Here is a 15,395-nt window from a genome sequence, read left to right as displayed (position 1 = left end):
CGGCGTGCAGGGCGTGGGCGCAGTCCATCCCATACAGACGAACCGGCGGGGGAAAAATTTAGCCCTGCGCTCGGCGGGGTATCGCGGCGCCTAAACATCGGCCCGGCTGCTTCGTCTTCAGTAGTTGAGCGCAGGCATATACGTCAAGGAATTCGGTTGATTACCCATCTGATCAGGCACTCCAGGAAACTCCTGGCGCTTGCTTCGTTTACCTGCGTGTGCGCGGGCCTCTTAAGTGTTCTGCTGGTCATGCAGATCAACATCGCCCTGACGGCCGATGCCGCCGAGCGTCCACGCCTGGCCTGGATCTTTGCGCTGACGGCCGTGCTGGCAATGCTGGCGCGGATGGGGTCCGCGCTGCTGTTCGAACGGCTCAGCCAGCAAACGCACGCGGACTTGCGGCGCTACATCACGGACCGCGCGATGCAGGCTGACTTCGCGCATCTGGAACGGGTGGGCGCCGACCGCATCCAGTCCGCGCTGACCGAGCACAGCGCCAACATCGCCCAGTATTTCGTCAGCCTGCCCGCCATCCTGAACAACGCCGTCGTCGTGACGGGCTGCCTGGTGTACATGGCGTTCCTGTCGTGGAAGGTGTTCCTGGTGGCGGTGCTGGTGGTCGGCCTGGGGTCGCTGGGCTATCACCTGGCGCATTTGCGCGCCATCAAGCACCTGGACGTCGCGGCGCGTGAACAGGACCGGCTGTTTGGCTACTTTCGGGCGGTCAGCGCAGGGGCCAAGGAACTGCGGCTGAACCGCGGCAAGCGTTCGGCCTTCCTGGCGGACATGCTGCATCGTTCGATCGAGGCGGTGCGGGGCGCCCGGACGCGCGGCATGTCCATCTTTGTCGTGTCCGCCAGCTGGAGCAATTTCCTGGTCTATGCGTTCATCGGACTGGTGCTGTTCGGACTGGCCGGCAACCAGCCTGGCCAGGAACGTGTGATGACGGGCTTTGCGCTGCTGTTTCTGTACATGGTGGCGCCGCTTGAGGCCCTGCTGCTGAACATTCCGCGCGCCAACCTGGCGAAGGTGTCCGCCCGCCGCATCCACGACATCGTGGGGGGCATGGTGGCGTCGGAGCCCGCCGCCGGCGAACTTCTGCCCGCCGTCGCCTCGCCCCGCATTTCGCTGCGCGACGTCACGCACAGCTACTACCACGAGCAAAGCGACTACATCTTCCAGTTGGGGCCGATCAATCTGTCGTTCGAACCGGGCGAGATCGTGTTTCTGGTGGGCGGCAACGGCAGCGGCAAGACCACGCTGGCCAAGCTGCTGGTCGGGCTGTACCGGCCGGAATCCGGCGAGGTGACGCTGGATGGCGAGCCGGTCGGAGACCACAACCGCGACCGGTACCGGCAGGTGTTCTCGGCGATCTTCGCGGACTTCCACCTTTTTGATCGGCTGCTGGAAAGCGGGCGTGACGACGTCGACGCGGTCGGCAACCGATGGCTTGAGCGGTTGCATCTGCAACACAAGGTGCAGGTGCGCGACGGCGCATTCAGCACCAGCGCATTGTCGCAAGGGCAGCGCAAGCGCCTGGCGCTGGTCGCGGCCTACCTGGAAGACCGGCCCTTTATGGTGTTCGACGAATGGGCGGCGGATCAGGATCCGCTGTTCAAGGACGTGTTCTACCGCGAGTTGCTGCCGGAGTTGCGCAACCGTGGCAAGACGGTGCTGGTGATCTCGCACGACGACCGCTATTTCCCCTTGGCCGATCGCGTCGTGTACATGGAAAGCGGCCGCCTGGTGTCGGGCGCGCCGCCGAACCCTCCCGTTACGCCGCAGCCTCCATCTCGCAGGCCGGCGAGCCAGCACGAGACGCTCGTCTGAAGGACGCCGGCGTCCGCGCTGCATTGGCCGCGTTCGAATCAAGGGGGCCGCGATCCCATCGCGTTGCAGGCCCGCGTGGGCCGATAACATCGAGGGGGGCTTGGATGACTGCTGCCATGATTCGAATCGACGCACGGCGATGGCTGCACCTGCAGCCCCTGCGCTGACGATGCCTCAGGTAGATGCAACCGCACGCTTTAGCCCAGGCGGCTGCCACGTGCCTTCTCCAGCTGGCAGGATCGAGGGCGGCGTCGTTTTCGGCCAATAGAGCCGCATCACCAGATAGGCGGGTCCGTTCGGCGCCGGCAGCCAATTGGCCTGGTTGTCGGCGGCAGGGCTCTTGTGCTGGATATAGAGGGTGAGCGACCCGTCCGCATTGGTCTTCATGGCGGGAACCATGGGTGAATTGATCAGGTAGCGATTGATTGGGTTCTGAATCAGCAGTTGAGACTTGCCGTCATACATCGTCAGGGACCAGAACGAATTGACCGGGGGCAGATCTCCAGCGGGAAATGTCAGCGTGTAATCGTGTTTGCTGCAGTCGATTTCCTGCCCGTCTATATCCACGCGCGTAAACGGATAAGTCGCCTCTTCCGGATCATTGCCATAAATGCCCGCTTGAGCCGCGACGGCGCGCTTCAGCCAATCGCCCGCGTAGTGGGCGCTATCGCCCGGCAGACCGCTTACCCGCCAGCCATTGATGGCCTTTCCTGTATGGGCAACGGCTTCGTCAACCTTGCGCTGGCCTTCTTTCATGCCAAGCGCGATCTCCAGCTTTATTTCCGGCGGCAAATCCCTGAAATGGAATGTCTTCCCGGGTCCGATGCCGATTCGCGCAAGTTGCGCGCGGATTTCCGTCTCGTTCGATTGAGGGGGCGCGAACTGCAGCGCAAAATCCAGAAATTCGAAGAACTCGGTCTTGGCAAGCGCCTTGTCGATCTTGGGGAAGTTGACCGGTGTGGCGCGGGGCGGCGGTTGGTTCAGGTAGGTCGATAGCATCTGCACCTTGTATCCAGCCTGCACCTTCCTGATGTTGTCCAGATCGGACGGCCCGAAAAGTTGGGTGCGGTAGCCCGCCAGAGAGAACTGGGTGCTGGAACGGAATACCTGCTTGATGCCTGCCGGCGTGCTGCCTGTCCACTCGGGACCGACGACGAGGTAGTCACCGGCCTCGTTCCCGGTAGCGCGGGTGCCAATATAGCCATAGTTGTAGGTGTTGCCGTCGCACAGCATGACCGAGTAGTAGCGGTTCGCGTCAACCGCCGGCACCGACAGCACCACCGGTTCCGCTCGCAGATCCATCCAGACAAAGGAATAGGGCGTGTCGCTGTTTGGCGTGACGATCGCCGTGTCTTTGTAGGTAAAGACGTTGGGCTCGTTCTTGATCTGATTGAATGGCGCCTTGAACTGCCCCGAATTGCGATCCACCGCGTATTCATACATGACCGCATAGTTCATCACGATAGGCAGGCCATAAATGAACCCCGCCTCGGCAATGTCCTTCGCTTCAAAGAAGCGCGGATCGTCCGCCCTGCTTTGCGCCTGACCAGAAGGGGAAAAAATCGTCGCACCAGTCAGCGCGGCAAGTGCGCTTGAGCCTAGAAAATCCCGCCTTGTGGTCATTGAACGCCTCATGAGATAGGGCGAGCTACCTGTGAGGCTCGCCATGGATTGAAGGTTGGACGATCATCACGTTGCGCAATTGAACGAGGGGCGACTGGGGTAGCCATCGCAACATGTGCCCGATGCCGGCTCGCCCAGATGCTTCGCCATTTGCCCGCGGCGTCTTCCCCGCGGTTTGCAACCGTGGCAACCAAGCTAAGGCCCAGATCCTGTGGGCTGCCATACTCAATTTGCAGTACGCCGAATTCCGCACGCCTTGTCCGGCATCGCTGGCCATCGTTCGCATACCTCGAATGACCGCACAGTGCAGAGGCTCCGGTCACGATGAACCAGTCGTTCGAAATGTCCTTTTGGCGTCGGAAATTTCCATTGACATGATCAGAGCGACGATGAACAGTACATCCGGGAAAGCCTGGCCAACGACGGCTTCAAGCTTTCATTGCCGACCGGCAACTGATGTCCGCAATCCTGGGAATAGCACCGGCAGAGGGGGCTGGCCCTTCTGCCGGATTTCAACCTGACGGAGAATCGACATGAAGCTACCCAATTTGGCTTTGATGCTGTGCGCGATGCTGGTGGTGTCCGGATGCGTAACAAAGAACACCTACGACAAAGAGGCGCAACTGGCGGCTGAGTACGAGGCCCTGAACCAGAAGCTCTCGACGGAGTTGAGTGCCGATCAGGTGCAGATTTCGCGAATGCAGAATGAGCTGAAAGTCACGATGGTGAACGAGATCCTGTTCCCGGAAGGCGGGTGGCGACTCAGTGCAAAGGGCGAGCAGACGCTCACCAAGATCGCGCCCACGCTGGCCAACCTGCCAGGTCAACAGGTGGTCGTCCAAGGGTTCACCGACAACGAACCCATCGGTCCGGAACTGCGGTCGCGGTTCCCCTCCAACCTGGAGCTGTCATCGGCGCGCGCCGACGAAGTGGCTCGCTATTTGATTTCCAAGGGAGTTCCGTCCAACTCGATCTCGGCACAGGGTTTTGGCGAAGCGCGGCCCGTGGCCAGCAATGCGTCACCCGAAGGACGCGCCAAGAATCGCCGCGTGGAAATCGTCATTGCCGCGGCTGGCCGGCCGTGATGCGGGGAGAAGCTACTTTGTAGTAGCCGGATCCCAACTGCGTTTCGGGGGGCATTGTGGCGGCCGATACTGACCAACGTAAAATGTCAGGCTTTCAGCCACCACATGCTTTCCTTATGAACCTTGACCGACTGCGTCGCGAATTTCCCGACTACGACGTTACAACCCTGCCTACCCTTCCCGAAGGGTACTTCGACTCGTCGAGTTACATCGATGCAGCGCCTTCGTTCGAGAACAAGGAACGCGGTTTGAAGGTGTATATCGACTACGCCAACTATGCCGACCGCGAATCCGGCAGAAGCCAGCGCTTCTGTGTTTCCCGCTATGACGAGGAAGAGGGCGACTATGAGGACGTCGCCCTGTCGACGAACGATTGGGACGAAGTCACGCGCTTCCTGACCGCTTGAAATTCCTCGCGCGCAAAATACGGCCTCACAGCGGCGTCATCAGCGGCTCGCCCGCATACAGGCGGCGCGTATTTTCCAGGAACTTATCCACCATCAGTTGCATGGCTTCGGGCGACCAGCCGGCAACGTGGGGGGTCAGCACCAGGTTGGTCAAGTCGGCCAGCGCTGCTGGCAACACGGGTTCGCCTTCATAAACGTCCAGCGCCGCGCCGGCGATGGACCCGTGGCGCAGGGCGCGTTCCAAGGCAACCGTGTCCACGACACTGCCGCGCGCGATGTTGATCAGGTAGCCGCTGGCGCCAAGCTGGTCCAGGACGGCCCCATCGATCAGATGGTGGGTTGAATCCCCGCCGGGGATCGCGACGAGCAGCACGTCGGACCACCCGGCCAGTTCGCTCACGGACGGAAAGTAGCGGTGCGGCGATCCCGGGCGCGGACGGCGGTTGTGGTAGCCGATCTGCATCTCGAAGGCCTGCGCGCGCAGCGCCACTTTTTCGCCGATGCCGCCCAGGCCGATGATGCCCAGCTTCTTTCCCGAGACGTTGGGCGGCAGGGGCAGCTGGGTGCGCCAGACGCCTTGCCGCGTGAGCTGGTCCAGGCGGGGAATGCCGCGGATGACGGCGATCATCAGGCCCATGGCGTGGTCGGCGACACAGCTGTCGTTGGTGCCCGCGCCGTTGGCGACCTTGACACCGCGCCGCCTGGCGTGGTCCAGGTCGATCTTTTCGTAGCCGGCACCCATCGAGTAAATCAGCTTCAGGTTGGGCAGCGCGTCGATCTGGCCTGCAGTCAGGCCGATGGCGCCGATGGTCATGACCACGTCGACGCGCGGTGCGTGCTCGGCGACGGCTTGCGCATACTGTTCCGGCGTCGGGGCGAAGATGACTTCGAAGTGGCGGGCGATCTGGTCCCGGTCGGCCTGCGTGACCGGGTTCATGATGATGAGCAGAGGCTTGGGGGTGGGGAATGACATGCGGATAAAGGAAGCGGTTAAATCTGGGTGTGCCGGGCGACCAGGCCAACGCGCACTTTGCTCAGGTGCGCCTGCATCGCCGCGCGCGCGGCCTCGGGGTTGCGGTCCAGGATCGCCTGCAGGACGGCCATGTGCTCGTCGCAGCCGGGAATCAGCCGTTCGGGCGCGCCGTTCTGGTCGAAGCAGCGGGCCTTGATGCGCAGGTCGTGGATGGTCTGCGCCATCAGCCGGTTGCCGCTGGCCTGGGCGATGCTGTCGTGCAGCAGGTTGTCGACCCGATGGTTCTCCTCGTGGGTGGCCTCATTGCGGCGCCGGATCTCGCTGACTTGCTCCAGGAGGGCCGCGGCCTGCTCCGGCGCCATGCGGGTGGCGGCGGCCGCGGCGGCGTCGCCTTCCAGCAGCACGCGCATCTGGAAGATCTCCAGGTACTGGCGCAGCGAGGGTTCAGGGACGATGAGCTGCCCCCGCGCGGTGCGCACGGCGAAGCCGGCGCCGATCAGCCGGCTCATCGCCTCGCGCAGCGGGGTGCGCGACACGCCTAGCGCGCTGGCCAGGTTGCGTTCCTGCAGCGGCTGGTTGATGGGCAATTGGCCCAGCTGGATCATGTCCAGCATGGTCGAGTAGGCCTCGTCGACCAGGTCGCGCGAGTCGTCGGCGGCGGGGGCGGCGGCCGTGGCGTTGAGCAGGGGGCTTTCCATGGCATGAATGATAGACATAGGAATCATGGAAACAATAGGGGGAAGATGGGAAAGTTCGGGTCGGCGCGCAGTTCGTCTTCGCGGGCGCGGACCCATTCCGTGTAGTCGCGCCAGCGCTGCACGGCCTGGGCCGGGTCCAGGGCTTCGAACCGCAGCGGCTGGCCCGGGCGCATCTGGGCAAGCCGAGGCAGGTCGGCCGAGATGACGGTGGCGATCTTGGGGTAGCCGCCGGTGGTCTGGCGGTCGTTCATGGCAATGAGGGGCTGTCCCGCGCCCGGGATTTGGATGCTGCCCGCGGCGATGGGGTCGGTGATGATGTCGGCGCCCCGGGCGTGCGCGATGGCCGGCCCGTCCAGGCGCAGGCCCATGCGGTCCGACTGCGGCGCCAGGCGATAGGTGGCGCCAAGAAAGCGGCCGATCTCGGCGGGCGCGAAGTGATCCTGCTGCGGACCGAGGATGACGCCGATGGGCGCGTCCCGATAGAACCAGCCGATGTCGCGGCTGGCCAGCCAGCGCCGCGGCGAACGGCGCCGGCCGTCGCCGGTCGCAAGCACGTCGCCGCGCGCCAGCGCACGGCCCTCCAGGCCGCCGAGCCGGGCACGCGTCAGGGTGGACGCGCTGCCCAGCACGGGCGCGACGGCGATGCCGCCGCCGACGGCCAGATACCCGCGTACACCGCGTTGCAGCGGTCCGATCGTCAAGGTGGCGCCCGCCGGTACGCGGTGGGATTGCCACGGACTCAGTGACCGGGCGGGCGAGGCGGCCGTGGCGCTGGCGTGCAGCAAGGCGCTGCCGGCGTAGGCGATGGTGCAGTCCGCCTCCAGCACCTGCAACGCGCCGCCCAGCAGGGTGAATTCCAGCGCGGCCAAGCCGGGCGCGTTGCCGACGAGTCCATTGGCCATGCGCAGCGCGCCGGGGTCCATGGCGCCCGACGGCGGCACGCCCATGTGTTCATAGCCCGGGCGGCCCAGGTCCTGCACCGTGGTCAGCATGCCGGCCTTCTCGACGCGCAGGCGCGCGCTCATGGGCCGGCTCCCGGTAGCGGTTGCGGTCGACGGGCGGGGTCGTCCTGCAAGGCGGCAAGGCGTTCGAACTCGTCTTCATCGATGGGGGTGAACACGATCTCGTCGCCGGCCTCGAACAGAAAGGGATCCGCGTGGCGCAGATCGAAGCTGCGCCACGGCGTGCGGCCGATGAGGTGCCAGCCGCTAGGTCCCGGCACCGAGGCGATGGCCGTCTGCTGGCCGCCGATGTTGATGCTGCCGGCGGGCGTGTGCGCGCGCGGCATGGCGCGGCGGGGCGTGTGCAGCGCAGGATCCAGGCCGCCCAGATACGCGAAGCCCGGCAGGAATCCCACCATGTAGACCCGGTAGACCGGCGCGGTGTGCCGGGCGATGACCCGCGCGGGATCCAGCCCATGCTGATCCGCCAGCGCCTGCAGGTCCATGCCGTGGGCGCCGCCGTAGCAGACCGGGACTTCCCAGCGGCGCGGCGCGGGAGCTGGCGCGCAGGCGCTGGCTTGCAGGCTGCGGCCGATCAGCTCGCCAACGGCGTCGTGCCCGATCAGCAATGGGTCGAAGCCCACCGCGAGCGAGCGGTACGCCGGCACCACGCTCTGGAGTCCGCGAACCTTGCGCAGGCTGCCTCGCAACGCTTGCGACAGCGCCAGCACGCGCGCGTTGGTCTCGGCGTCGATGCGGTCGGCGAATTCGACCAGCAGCGTGCGATCGCCCGCCGCCACGATGCGCGGCGCGGCATGGCCGCAAGAAATAGGCGCGTCGGTCGTCATGCTGCGTTGGCGAATTCCATGGCGTCGGCCGGATGAAAGCCCCATGTCACCGACTGTCCGGGCGTGCGCTGGGCCGAGTCCACATCCAGCGGCGCGTAGGCCAGGATCACCTTGTCGAAGGCTTCGATAAAGACTTTCCAGTGCACGCCGCAGAACGTCGACGCCACGACCTTGCCCGCGTGGCGCAGATCGGCGCCGGCCAGGCGGCTGCCCAGGCGCAGGTGTTCGGGGCGCACGCCCAGCACGCCGTCGTTGGCGGGCAGGAAATTGCATTCGCCCAGGAAGCCGGCGACGAAGGCGCTGGCCGGCTTGCGGTACAGGCTTTCCGGCGAGCCGGCCTCGACGATGCGGCCCTGTTCCAGGATGACGATGCGGTCCGACAGGTTCATGGCTTCTTCCTGGTCATGCGTGACGAAGACCACGGTCAGCCCCAGTTCCTGGTGCAGCCGGCGCAGCTGCAGCTGAATGGACTGCCGCAGGTTCTTGTCCAGCGCGCCCAGCGGCTCGTCCATCAGCAGGATGTCGGGCGTGAACACCAGGGCGCGCGCCAGCGCGACGCGCTGCTGCTGGCCGCCGGACAGCGCGCCGGGCTTGCGGTCCTGCAGCGGCGCCAGGCTCACCAGGTCCAGCGCATCCTGTACTCGGCGGCGGATGTCCTCTTCGTTCTGGCGCCGCATGCGCAGCGCGAACGCGACGTTCTCGAACACGCTCATGTGCGGGAACAGGGCGTAGTTCTGGAACACCATGCCGATATTGCGGTCCGCGATCGGGGTATGCGTGACGTCGCGCCCGCCGATCTTGACCACGCCGGCGTCCGGCGATTCGAAGCCGGCGATGATCTTGAGCAGCGTGGTCTTGCCGGAGCCGGACGCGCCCAGCAGCGTGCAGAACTCGCCGCGCGCCACGGTCAGGTCGACGTCGGGCAGCGCAATCGAATCGCCGTATCGCTTGTGGATGCCGGCAAGCGTCAGTTCCTTGCCCTGGCGTTCCGGCGGGCGTTGCGGGAGGATATCGTTGGCGATATGCATGTCAGTGTTCCTTCTTCCTGCTGATCAGCAGGTTGGCAAGCAGGATCAGCGCCGTCGCCCCGACCAGCAGGCAGGAGGCGGAGATCACGGTGGGATCGAAGTCGTTGGCCAGGCCCTCGAACATCAGCTTGGGCAGGGTGCGGTTGCGGATGGTGGTCAGGAACAGCGCCATGACCACGTCGTCGAACGAACTGACGAAGGCAAAGACGGCGCCGCCGATCAGGCTGGGGATCAGGGCCGGCAGCATGACCAGCCTGAACATCGTCGGCCAGGAAGCGCCCATGCTCAGCGCGGCCAGTTCCAGGCTGGGGTCCAGGCTGCGCAGCGCCGCCCGCATGGTGATGTAGACGTAGGGGGCGGCCAGCACCGTGTGGCCCAGGATGACCGCCATGGAATTGGCGACCCAGCCGATGGGCGCGAACAGGTAGTACAGCGCGACCGCCGTGACAATCGCCGGCACCGACATCGGGACGATGAAGAAGGCGTCCAGCCAGCCTTGGTGGCGCTTTGCCAGCCGGCTGACGCCCAGCGCGGCGGCGGTGCCCAAAACCGTGGCCAGCAGCGTCACCACGATGGCAATCCGCGTACTGGAGGCCAGCGCGGCCAGCCATTTGCCGTCGGTGAAGAAGTTCTCGTACCAGCGCAGCCCGTAGCTGGGCGGCGGGAAGATGGGAAACTCCGTGGTTCCGAAGCTCATCGGAATGACCACGACGATGGGCAGCAGCAGGAACAGCGCGCACGCCACGCCCAGCATGACCGACACCCGGCCGCCCGGCGTGCGGCGATACCCGCTGGTGTTGCTGCCTTTGCCGGAACTGGCGCTGATCAGGCTGTTCAGGCCGAACAGCCGGTTGAACAGCCACAGCGACAGCAGCACGGTGGCCAGCAGCACACCGGCCAGCGCCGAGGCCAATCCCCAGTTCAGCTCTTCGGTGATGTTGTGCGAAATGAGTTCGGCGGCCATGCGCTGGGCGGGACCGCCCATCAGCGACGGGGTGATGTAGTAGCCCACCGCGTTCATGAAGACAATGATGCCGCCGGCGACCGCGCCTGGACTGGTCAGCGGCAGGATGACCCTGCTGAAAATGCCCGCGGACCCCGCGCCCAGGCCCTGCGCGGCCTGCACCAGGCTGCCGTCCAGGGACCGGAACGACGCATACAGCGGCAGCACGACAAAGGGCATCAGCACGTGCGTCATGCCCACCATCACGCCGGTGAAGTTGTAGAGGAACGCCATGGGCTGGTCGAGGATGCCCACGGTCGTCAGCAGGGTGTTCAACGGCCCGTTCTTGCCCAGCAGCGCGATCCAGGCCGACGTGCGCACCAGCGCGCTGGACCAGAAGGGCAGCAGCACCGCGAAGAACACCACGCGCGCCACGGTCGGCGAGACGGTCGCCATCAGGTAGGCGAGCGGATAGCTCAACACCACGCAGGCCACCGTGACGGCGGCGGCAATGGTGAAGGTGTTGACCAGCACGATGCGGTAGATCGGCGTGTCCAGCAGGTGGCGGTAATGGTCCAGCGTCAGGCCGTCGTCCTCGCCCTTGAAGCCGTTGCCCAGCAGGCCAGCGATCGGGCCGGCGAAAAACAGCAGAAGAAACAGCAGCAGCGGCAATGCGGCAAGGGCCGCGACGCGGCCGCGCCGGGAAGCGGCGGCCGGGCGCGGTCTGGCGACGGGCAGGGGAAGGGCGTCGGTGCTCGTGGTCATGGCATTGGGGCGCCGGCGCGCTCGCCGGCGTCTGGGTAGGGAAGCAGGTGGATCAGCGGGCGCGGACCTGGTTGTAGCGCTCGGTGATGGCGGGGCCGTGAGTGTCCCAGAACTCCGAGTTCAGGAAGATGCTGTTCTTCAGGCGCTCGGTGGTCGAAGGCAGGCGCTCCAGCCGCTTGGCGTCGATCAGGGGCAGGGCCTGCTCGGTGGTCGGGCCGTAGGCGATGTACTTGCTGAATTCGGCCTGATGCTTGGGCTGGATCATGTAGTTCAGCAGCTTGATGGCCGCGTCGCGGTTGGGCGAGCCCTTCACGATGGCGAAGTACCCGACCTGGGCGATGCTGTCGCCCCAGCCCATGGCGATGGGCAGACCCGAGTCGATGCCGGCCTGGAAGCGGCCGTTCCAGCCCAGCGCCATCACGACTTCGCCGCTGCCCAGCGCGTTGACGGGCTCGGCGCCGCTCTTCCACCAGCGGGCGACGTGGGGCTTGATCTCTTCGATCTTCTTGAAGGCGCGGTCAAGCCCTTCGGGCGTGGCCAGCACCTTGTACACATCGGCGGGCGCGACGCCGTCGGCGATGAGCGCCGCTTCGATCACCGTGGCGGGATCGTCCTGGAGGGTCCGCTTGCCGGGGAATTTCTTCACGTCCCAGAAGTCGGCGAAGGTGCTGGGCTGCGGCTTGCCGGCGGGGAAGGCCTGGGTCGAGAAGCCGATGTTGGTCGAGAAGATCTCCGACGGCACGCCATAGTCATTGCGGGCATTGGGGATCACGTGGTCCTGGTTGACCATGTCCGGCGTGATCTTCTCGAAGACGCCCAGCTTGATGCCACGCGTCAGGCGGGCGCTGTTCTCGGTCACCACATCCCAGGTGACCGACTTGGTGTCGATCATGGCGCGGATCTTGGCCACCTGCGGATCGGTGTCTTCGTGGACGGTGATGCCGGCTTCCTTGGAGAAGGGTTTGAGCCAGGCGTCGCGGATCGCGCCCTGGTAGTTGCCGCCCCAGCTGGCGAAATTGAGTTCTGCCGCTTGCGCCACGCCAGTCGCCATCGCCAATGCTGCGGCGACGGCGCATGTGGCGTTCTTCCATTTGAAATTCATTGCTTGGACTCCGTTCGATAAAAAACGCGGTGGGCAGACCTGCCCCGATCCTGGGCATATCGCCTCAGCAAGTCCTTGGCATGCAAATTGCATGCCAACGGTATGCCAAACATTGAAATTCTTTTTTTTCGGAGTCCTTCAGATGCGCGACGTAGACCTCAATTCCGACCTGGGAGAGAGCTTCGGCCACTACAAGATCGGCGCGGACGAGGCCATGCTGGATCTCATCACGTCGGCGAACGTGGCTTGCGGTTTTCACGGTGGTGATGCATCGGTCATGCACCAAACTGCGGCATCCGCGCTAAAGCGGGGCATTGATGTGGGCGCCCATCCGGGGTTCAACGACCTGTGGGGATTCGGGCGGCGCAAGATCATCGGCGACAGCCCTCAGGCCATCGGCGACATGCTTGCGTACCAGATCGCCGCGATGCAGGGCATGGCCCGCGCCGCGGGCCATCGCGTGACGCACGTGAAGGTGCACGGCGCGCTGGCCACGCTGGCCTTCGAAGACCGGGCGCTGTCAGAGGCGCTGACCTGGGCCATGCGCGCGCTCGACCCGGACCTGGTGCTGGTCTGCACGCCGCATAACGAGACCGAGCGCGCCGCGCGCCGGGCCGGCATCCGCGTGGCCTGCGAGGTGTTTGCCGACAGGCTCTATGGCGACAACGGCCTGACGCTGCCGCGCAGCGAGCCGGGCGCGGTGATCCACGATCCGGCCGCGGCCGCCGCGCAGGCGTTGCGCATGGTGCGCGAACAGGCGATCCGCACGGTGGGCGGCAAGGTGGTCGCCATGCCGGTGCACACGATCTGCGTGCATGGGGACAATCCGCAGGGCGTCGACATCGCGCGGGCCGTGCGCCAGGCGCTGCTGGAAGAAGGTGTGCGCCTGCGGCCGATCTCGCAGATGGACTTTCAGTAGGGCGCGTCTTTTTGCGCCTGCCGGATCAGCGTCTTCAGCACGGTCGCAAAGCGCTTGGCCGTGCTGGACAGCGGGCTGCTGGCCGAATGCAGCAGATGGATGGCGTGGCTCATGGCGGGTTCGGTGGGCAGCAGCACGAAGTCCTTGCCGAAGCTGGGGTGATAGCCGAACGATTCGACCAGCGCCACGCCGACGCCTTGGCGCACGAGCGCCAGCGCCTCGGGCGTGGAGCGGATTTCGATCTGCGGCTGCACCGGCACGGGGCCGGCGTGCAGGAAGCGGCTGGCAAGGCGCCCGAAGGGAGTGTCGGCGCCATAGCCGATCAGCAGATGGCCTTGCAGGTCTTCGACGCGAATGCGCCTGCGCACCGCCAGCGGATGGCCGCGCGGCACCGCGCAGCCCAGCCAGCCCTGGCCGATCTCTTCGCTGACGATATTGGCGTTGACCGGCGGCGGCATCGACGCGATGCCGAAATCGGCCTGTCCCAGCAGCAGGTGCGGCAGCAGCGCGTCAAAAGCCAGCGGCCGGTAGCGGATAGGCGTGTCGGGATGCCGCTCGCGGAACTTCTGGATGGCGTGCGGAATGAGCCATTCGCTGAAGCTGGGGCTGGACACCAGGCTGACCGTCCCCGCCGAGCCCGCGCCCAACGCGCCCGCCAGGGCATTGAACCGATTGACGCGGCCGAAGATCTCTTCGGCCTCGGCAAACAGGCGCCGGGCCTCCGGCGTGGGGTGCAGCCGCCCCTTGACGCGTTCGAACAGCCGATAGCGCAGCCGGTTCTCGGCCGAGGCCAGCACGCGGCTCACGGCGGGCTGCGTCACGGACAGCATGCGGCCCGCTTCGCTGAGCGAGCCGGTCAGCATCACGGCGTGGAAAACCTCGATCTGGCGAAGCGTCAGCGCTCCGGGCGCCGAGGGAAGGGGGCCGGCCATAGGGAAGGGGGTGTAAGTGGAAGGGAAGTCAGCGCCCGCCATTTTATGTCCTGGACGCCAGTGCGGCGTGCGCGCCACGCGGCTGCCATGACGTTTTGCGCGCAGCCCATTACTAAATGCACAGTCCCACGGCCGGCGGAAGCATCTTACGGTGGCGATAAAACCCTTTGTTTTCAAGGGTTTTGCGCACGTTTTTCCGCGCGCCGGCGCCCGCTTCCCGCCTGGCGGACGGTCTTCACGCAGACGGGAGCGCGCGTCATGCTGACAGCGGATATCGCTCACACAACCAGGATTGCCACATGTCCCGCATCGTCACCGTCGCTGCCGCCCAATTGGGTCCGATTCAACGTTCCGAAGGGCGCGACGTGGCGATCGGCCGCATGGTCCGGCTGATGGAGCGCGCGCATCAGCGCGGCGCCCAGGTCGTGGTGTTTCCGGAACTGGCGCTGACGACCTTCTTTCCGCGCTGGTACTGCGAGGACCTGGACGAGGCGGATGCCTGGTTTGAGCCCAGCCTGCCGTCGCCCGCCACGCAGCCGCTGTTCGACGCCATCAAGCGCTACGGCCTGATGGTGTACCTGGGTTACGCGGAACTGGCCTGGGAACCGGACGAACAGGGCATCGTGCGCAAGCGCCGGTTCAACACGTCCGTCGTCATCGCGCCCAACGGCGAGATCGTGCTGAAGTACCGCAAGGTCCATCTGCCCGGGCATGCCGAGTTCGCCGAGCATCGCCAGGTCCAGCATCTGGAGAAGCGCTACTTCGAAGTGGGCAACCTGGGATTCCCGGTAGTGCGCGCGCCGGTTGCGCCCGGCGTGGACGCCAACCTGGGCATGCTGATCTGCAACGACCGGCGCTGGCCCGAAGCCTGGCGCGTGCTGGGCCTGCAGCAGGTCGAACTCGTCATGCTGGGCTACAACACGCCCAGCCGCAACCAGGACAACCGCGGCTTCGAGGCGCACCACCTGCGCGTGCTGCATTCGCACCTGTCCATCCAGGCGGGCTGCTACCAGAACGCCACCTTTGCCGCAGCCGTCGCCAAGGCCGGCACTGAAGACGGCCATGAACTGCTGGGCCACTCCATCATCGTCAACCCGCAGGGCGAAATCATCGCCATGGCCGCGACCTGGGACGATGAACTGATCGTCGCCGATTGCGACCTGGACCTGTGCGAACTGGGCCGCAGCACCGTGTTCAATTTCGCCAAGCATCGCCGTCCCGAAGCCTACGGTCGCCTGGTCGAGCAGACCGGCAGCGTCGCGCCCGCCGTCTGGACGCCGTCGGCCTGACCCGCCCGAATT

General features: G+C 65.6%; 14 protein-coding genes. 5 read left to right on the top strand and 9 right to left on the bottom strand.

Annotated elements, in window-relative coordinates; all coding sequences use genetic code 11:
* The first annotated feature begins 156 nt into the window (after nucleotides 1–156).
* The gene (locus BXA00_RS00505; protein WP_076515292.1) at nucleotides 157–1,830 is read left to right on the top strand and encodes a cyclic peptide export ABC transporter; all 1,674 of its coding nucleotides are present in this window, start codon (nucleotides 157–159) and stop codon (nucleotides 1,828–1,830) included.
* 174 nt (nucleotides 1,831–2,004) lie between these two features.
* Here the strand turns inward: BXA00_RS00505 and BXA00_RS00500 are convergent, their stop codons facing one another.
* Complete coding sequence (locus BXA00_RS00500; RefSeq protein ID WP_076515290.1) at nucleotides 2,005–3,453, bottom strand: DUF1254 domain-containing protein; 1,449 nt, start codon at nucleotides 3,451–3,453, stop codon at nucleotides 2,005–2,007.
* Nucleotides 3,454–3,986: 533 nt separating this feature from the next.
* On the opposite strand from BXA00_RS00500, the gene BXA00_RS00495 reads away from it, so the two are divergent.
* Together BXA00_RS00495 and BXA00_RS00490 are read left to right on the top strand one after the other, a co-directional pair.
* Nucleotides 3,987–4,538: an OmpA family protein gene (locus tag BXA00_RS00495; RefSeq protein WP_076515288.1), complete on the top strand. Its 552-nt coding sequence runs from the start codon at nucleotides 3,987–3,989 to the stop codon at nucleotides 4,536–4,538.
* A 116-nt stretch (nucleotides 4,539–4,654) separates the two neighbouring features.
* Complete coding sequence (locus BXA00_RS00490) at nucleotides 4,655–4,945, top strand: hypothetical protein (RefSeq protein WP_076515287.1); 291 nt, start codon at nucleotides 4,655–4,657, stop codon at nucleotides 4,943–4,945.
* Between the two features lie 25 nt (nucleotides 4,946–4,970).
* Here the strand turns inward: BXA00_RS00490 and BXA00_RS00485 are convergent, their stop codons facing one another.
* The 7 genes from BXA00_RS00485 to BXA00_RS00455 are packed head-to-tail and all read right to left on the bottom strand — an operon-like array spanning nucleotide 4,971 to nucleotide 12,243.
* Nucleotides 4,971–5,918 carry a 2-hydroxyacid dehydrogenase gene (locus BXA00_RS00485; RefSeq protein WP_076515285.1) on the bottom strand — a complete coding sequence of 316 codons (948 nt, stop codon included), beginning with the start codon at nucleotides 5,916–5,918 and terminating at the stop codon, nucleotides 4,971–4,973.
* A 17-nt stretch (nucleotides 5,919–5,935) separates the two neighbouring features.
* The gene (locus BXA00_RS00480) at nucleotides 5,936–6,634 is read right to left on the bottom strand and encodes a GntR family transcriptional regulator (protein ID WP_231952175.1); all 699 of its coding nucleotides are present in this window, start codon (nucleotides 6,632–6,634) and stop codon (nucleotides 5,936–5,938) included.
* Between the two features lie 5 nt (nucleotides 6,635–6,639).
* A complete protein-coding gene (locus BXA00_RS00475; protein WP_076515282.1) occupies nucleotides 6,640–7,641 on the bottom strand; it encodes a biotin-dependent carboxyltransferase family protein in 1,002 nt (333 codons plus the stop codon).
* Nucleotides 7,638–8,405 (bottom strand): 5-oxoprolinase subunit PxpB, encoded by a 768-nt coding sequence (gene pxpB / locus BXA00_RS00470; RefSeq protein ID WP_076515281.1) that lies wholly within the window; start codon nucleotides 8,403–8,405, stop codon nucleotides 7,638–7,640. Before pxpB ends, BXA00_RS00475 begins: the two co-directional genes overlap by 4 nt.
* Nucleotides 8,402–9,433: an ABC transporter ATP-binding protein gene (locus tag BXA00_RS00465; RefSeq protein ID WP_076515279.1), complete on the bottom strand. Its 1,032-nt coding sequence runs from the start codon at nucleotides 9,431–9,433 to the stop codon at nucleotides 8,402–8,404. Before BXA00_RS00465 ends, pxpB begins: the two co-directional genes overlap by 4 nt.
* Nucleotide 9,434: 1 nt before the next feature.
* Nucleotides 9,435–11,141 carry an ABC transporter permease subunit gene (locus BXA00_RS00460; RefSeq protein ID WP_083714118.1) on the bottom strand — a complete coding sequence of 569 codons (1,707 nt, stop codon included), beginning with the start codon at nucleotides 11,139–11,141 and terminating at the stop codon, nucleotides 9,435–9,437.
* A 52-nt stretch (nucleotides 11,142–11,193) separates the two neighbouring features.
* The gene (locus BXA00_RS00455) at nucleotides 11,194–12,243 is read right to left on the bottom strand and encodes an ABC transporter substrate-binding protein (RefSeq protein WP_076515278.1); all 1,050 of its coding nucleotides are present in this window, start codon (nucleotides 12,241–12,243) and stop codon (nucleotides 11,194–11,196) included.
* Nucleotides 12,244–12,385: 142 nt separating this feature from the next.
* Here BXA00_RS00455 and BXA00_RS00450 point away from each other — a divergent pair, with 142 nt between their 5' ends.
* Nucleotides 12,386–13,162, top strand: a complete 777-nt coding sequence (locus BXA00_RS00450) for a LamB/YcsF family protein (RefSeq protein WP_076515276.1) — start codon at nucleotides 12,386–12,388, stop codon at nucleotides 13,160–13,162.
* Here BXA00_RS00450 and BXA00_RS00445 read toward each other — a convergent pair.
* Nucleotides 13,156–14,094, bottom strand: a complete 939-nt coding sequence (locus tag BXA00_RS00445) for a LysR family transcriptional regulator (RefSeq protein ID WP_076515275.1) — start codon at nucleotides 14,092–14,094, stop codon at nucleotides 13,156–13,158. The two genes, BXA00_RS00450 and BXA00_RS00445, sit on opposite strands and share 7 nt — an antisense overlap.
* Nucleotides 14,095–14,393: 299 nt before the next feature.
* Between BXA00_RS00445 and BXA00_RS00440 the strand changes: the two genes are divergently transcribed.
* Nucleotides 14,394–15,383 carry an N-carbamoyl-D-amino-acid hydrolase gene (locus BXA00_RS00440; protein ID WP_076515273.1) on the top strand — a complete coding sequence of 330 codons (990 nt, stop codon included), beginning with the start codon at nucleotides 14,394–14,396 and terminating at the stop codon, nucleotides 15,381–15,383.
* Nucleotides 15,384–15,395 lie beyond the last annotated feature (12 nt).

It is taken from the genome of Achromobacter sp. MFA1 R4 (assembly GCF_900156745.1).
Lineage (GTDB): Bacteria > Pseudomonadota > Gammaproteobacteria > Burkholderiales > Burkholderiaceae_B > Achromobacter.
The sequence above is the reverse complement of the archived record's forward strand: the minus strand, read 5'-3'. Positions and strand labels throughout refer to the sequence as shown.

Coding starts and splice junctions, on each gene's coding strand:
- BXA00_RS00500 (WP_076515290.1), bottom strand. CDS start 3,453: ATGACCACAAGGCGGGATTTTCTAGGCTCAAGCGCACTTGCCGCGCTG.
- BXA00_RS00495 (WP_076515288.1), top strand. CDS start 3,987: ATGAAGCTACCCAATTTGGCTTTGATGCTGTGCGCGATGCTGGTGGTG.
- BXA00_RS00490 (WP_076515287.1), top strand. CDS start 4,655: ATGAACCTTGACCGACTGCGTCGCGAATTTCCCGACTACGACGTTACA.
- BXA00_RS00485 (WP_076515285.1), bottom strand. CDS start 5,918: ATGTCATTCCCCACCCCCAAGCCTCTGCTCATCATCATGAACCCGGTC.
- BXA00_RS00480 (WP_231952175.1), bottom strand. CDS start 6,634: ATGTCTATCATTCATGCCATGGAAAGCCCCCTGCTCAACGCCACGGCC.
- BXA00_RS00475 (WP_076515282.1), bottom strand. CDS start 7,641: ATGAGCGCGCGCCTGCGCGTCGAGAAGGCCGGCATGCTGACCACGGTG.
- pxpB (WP_076515281.1), bottom strand. CDS start 8,405: ATGACGACCGACGCGCCTATTTCTTGCGGCCATGCCGCGCCGCGCATC.
- BXA00_RS00465 (WP_076515279.1), bottom strand. CDS start 9,433: ATGCATATCGCCAACGATATCCTCCCGCAACGCCCGCCGGAACGCCAG.
- BXA00_RS00460 (WP_083714118.1), bottom strand. CDS start 11,141: ATGACCACGAGCACCGACGCCCTTCCCCTGCCCGTCGCCAGACCGCGC.
- BXA00_RS00455 (WP_076515278.1), bottom strand. CDS start 12,243: ATGAATTTCAAATGGAAGAACGCCACATGCGCCGTCGCCGCAGCATTG.
- BXA00_RS00450 (WP_076515276.1), top strand. CDS start 12,386: ATGCGCGACGTAGACCTCAATTCCGACCTGGGAGAGAGCTTCGGCCAC.
- BXA00_RS00445 (WP_076515275.1), bottom strand. CDS start 14,094: ATGGCCGGCCCCCTTCCCTCGGCGCCCGGAGCGCTGACGCTTCGCCAG.
- BXA00_RS00440 (WP_076515273.1), top strand. CDS start 14,394: ATGTCCCGCATCGTCACCGTCGCTGCCGCCCAATTGGGTCCGATTCAA.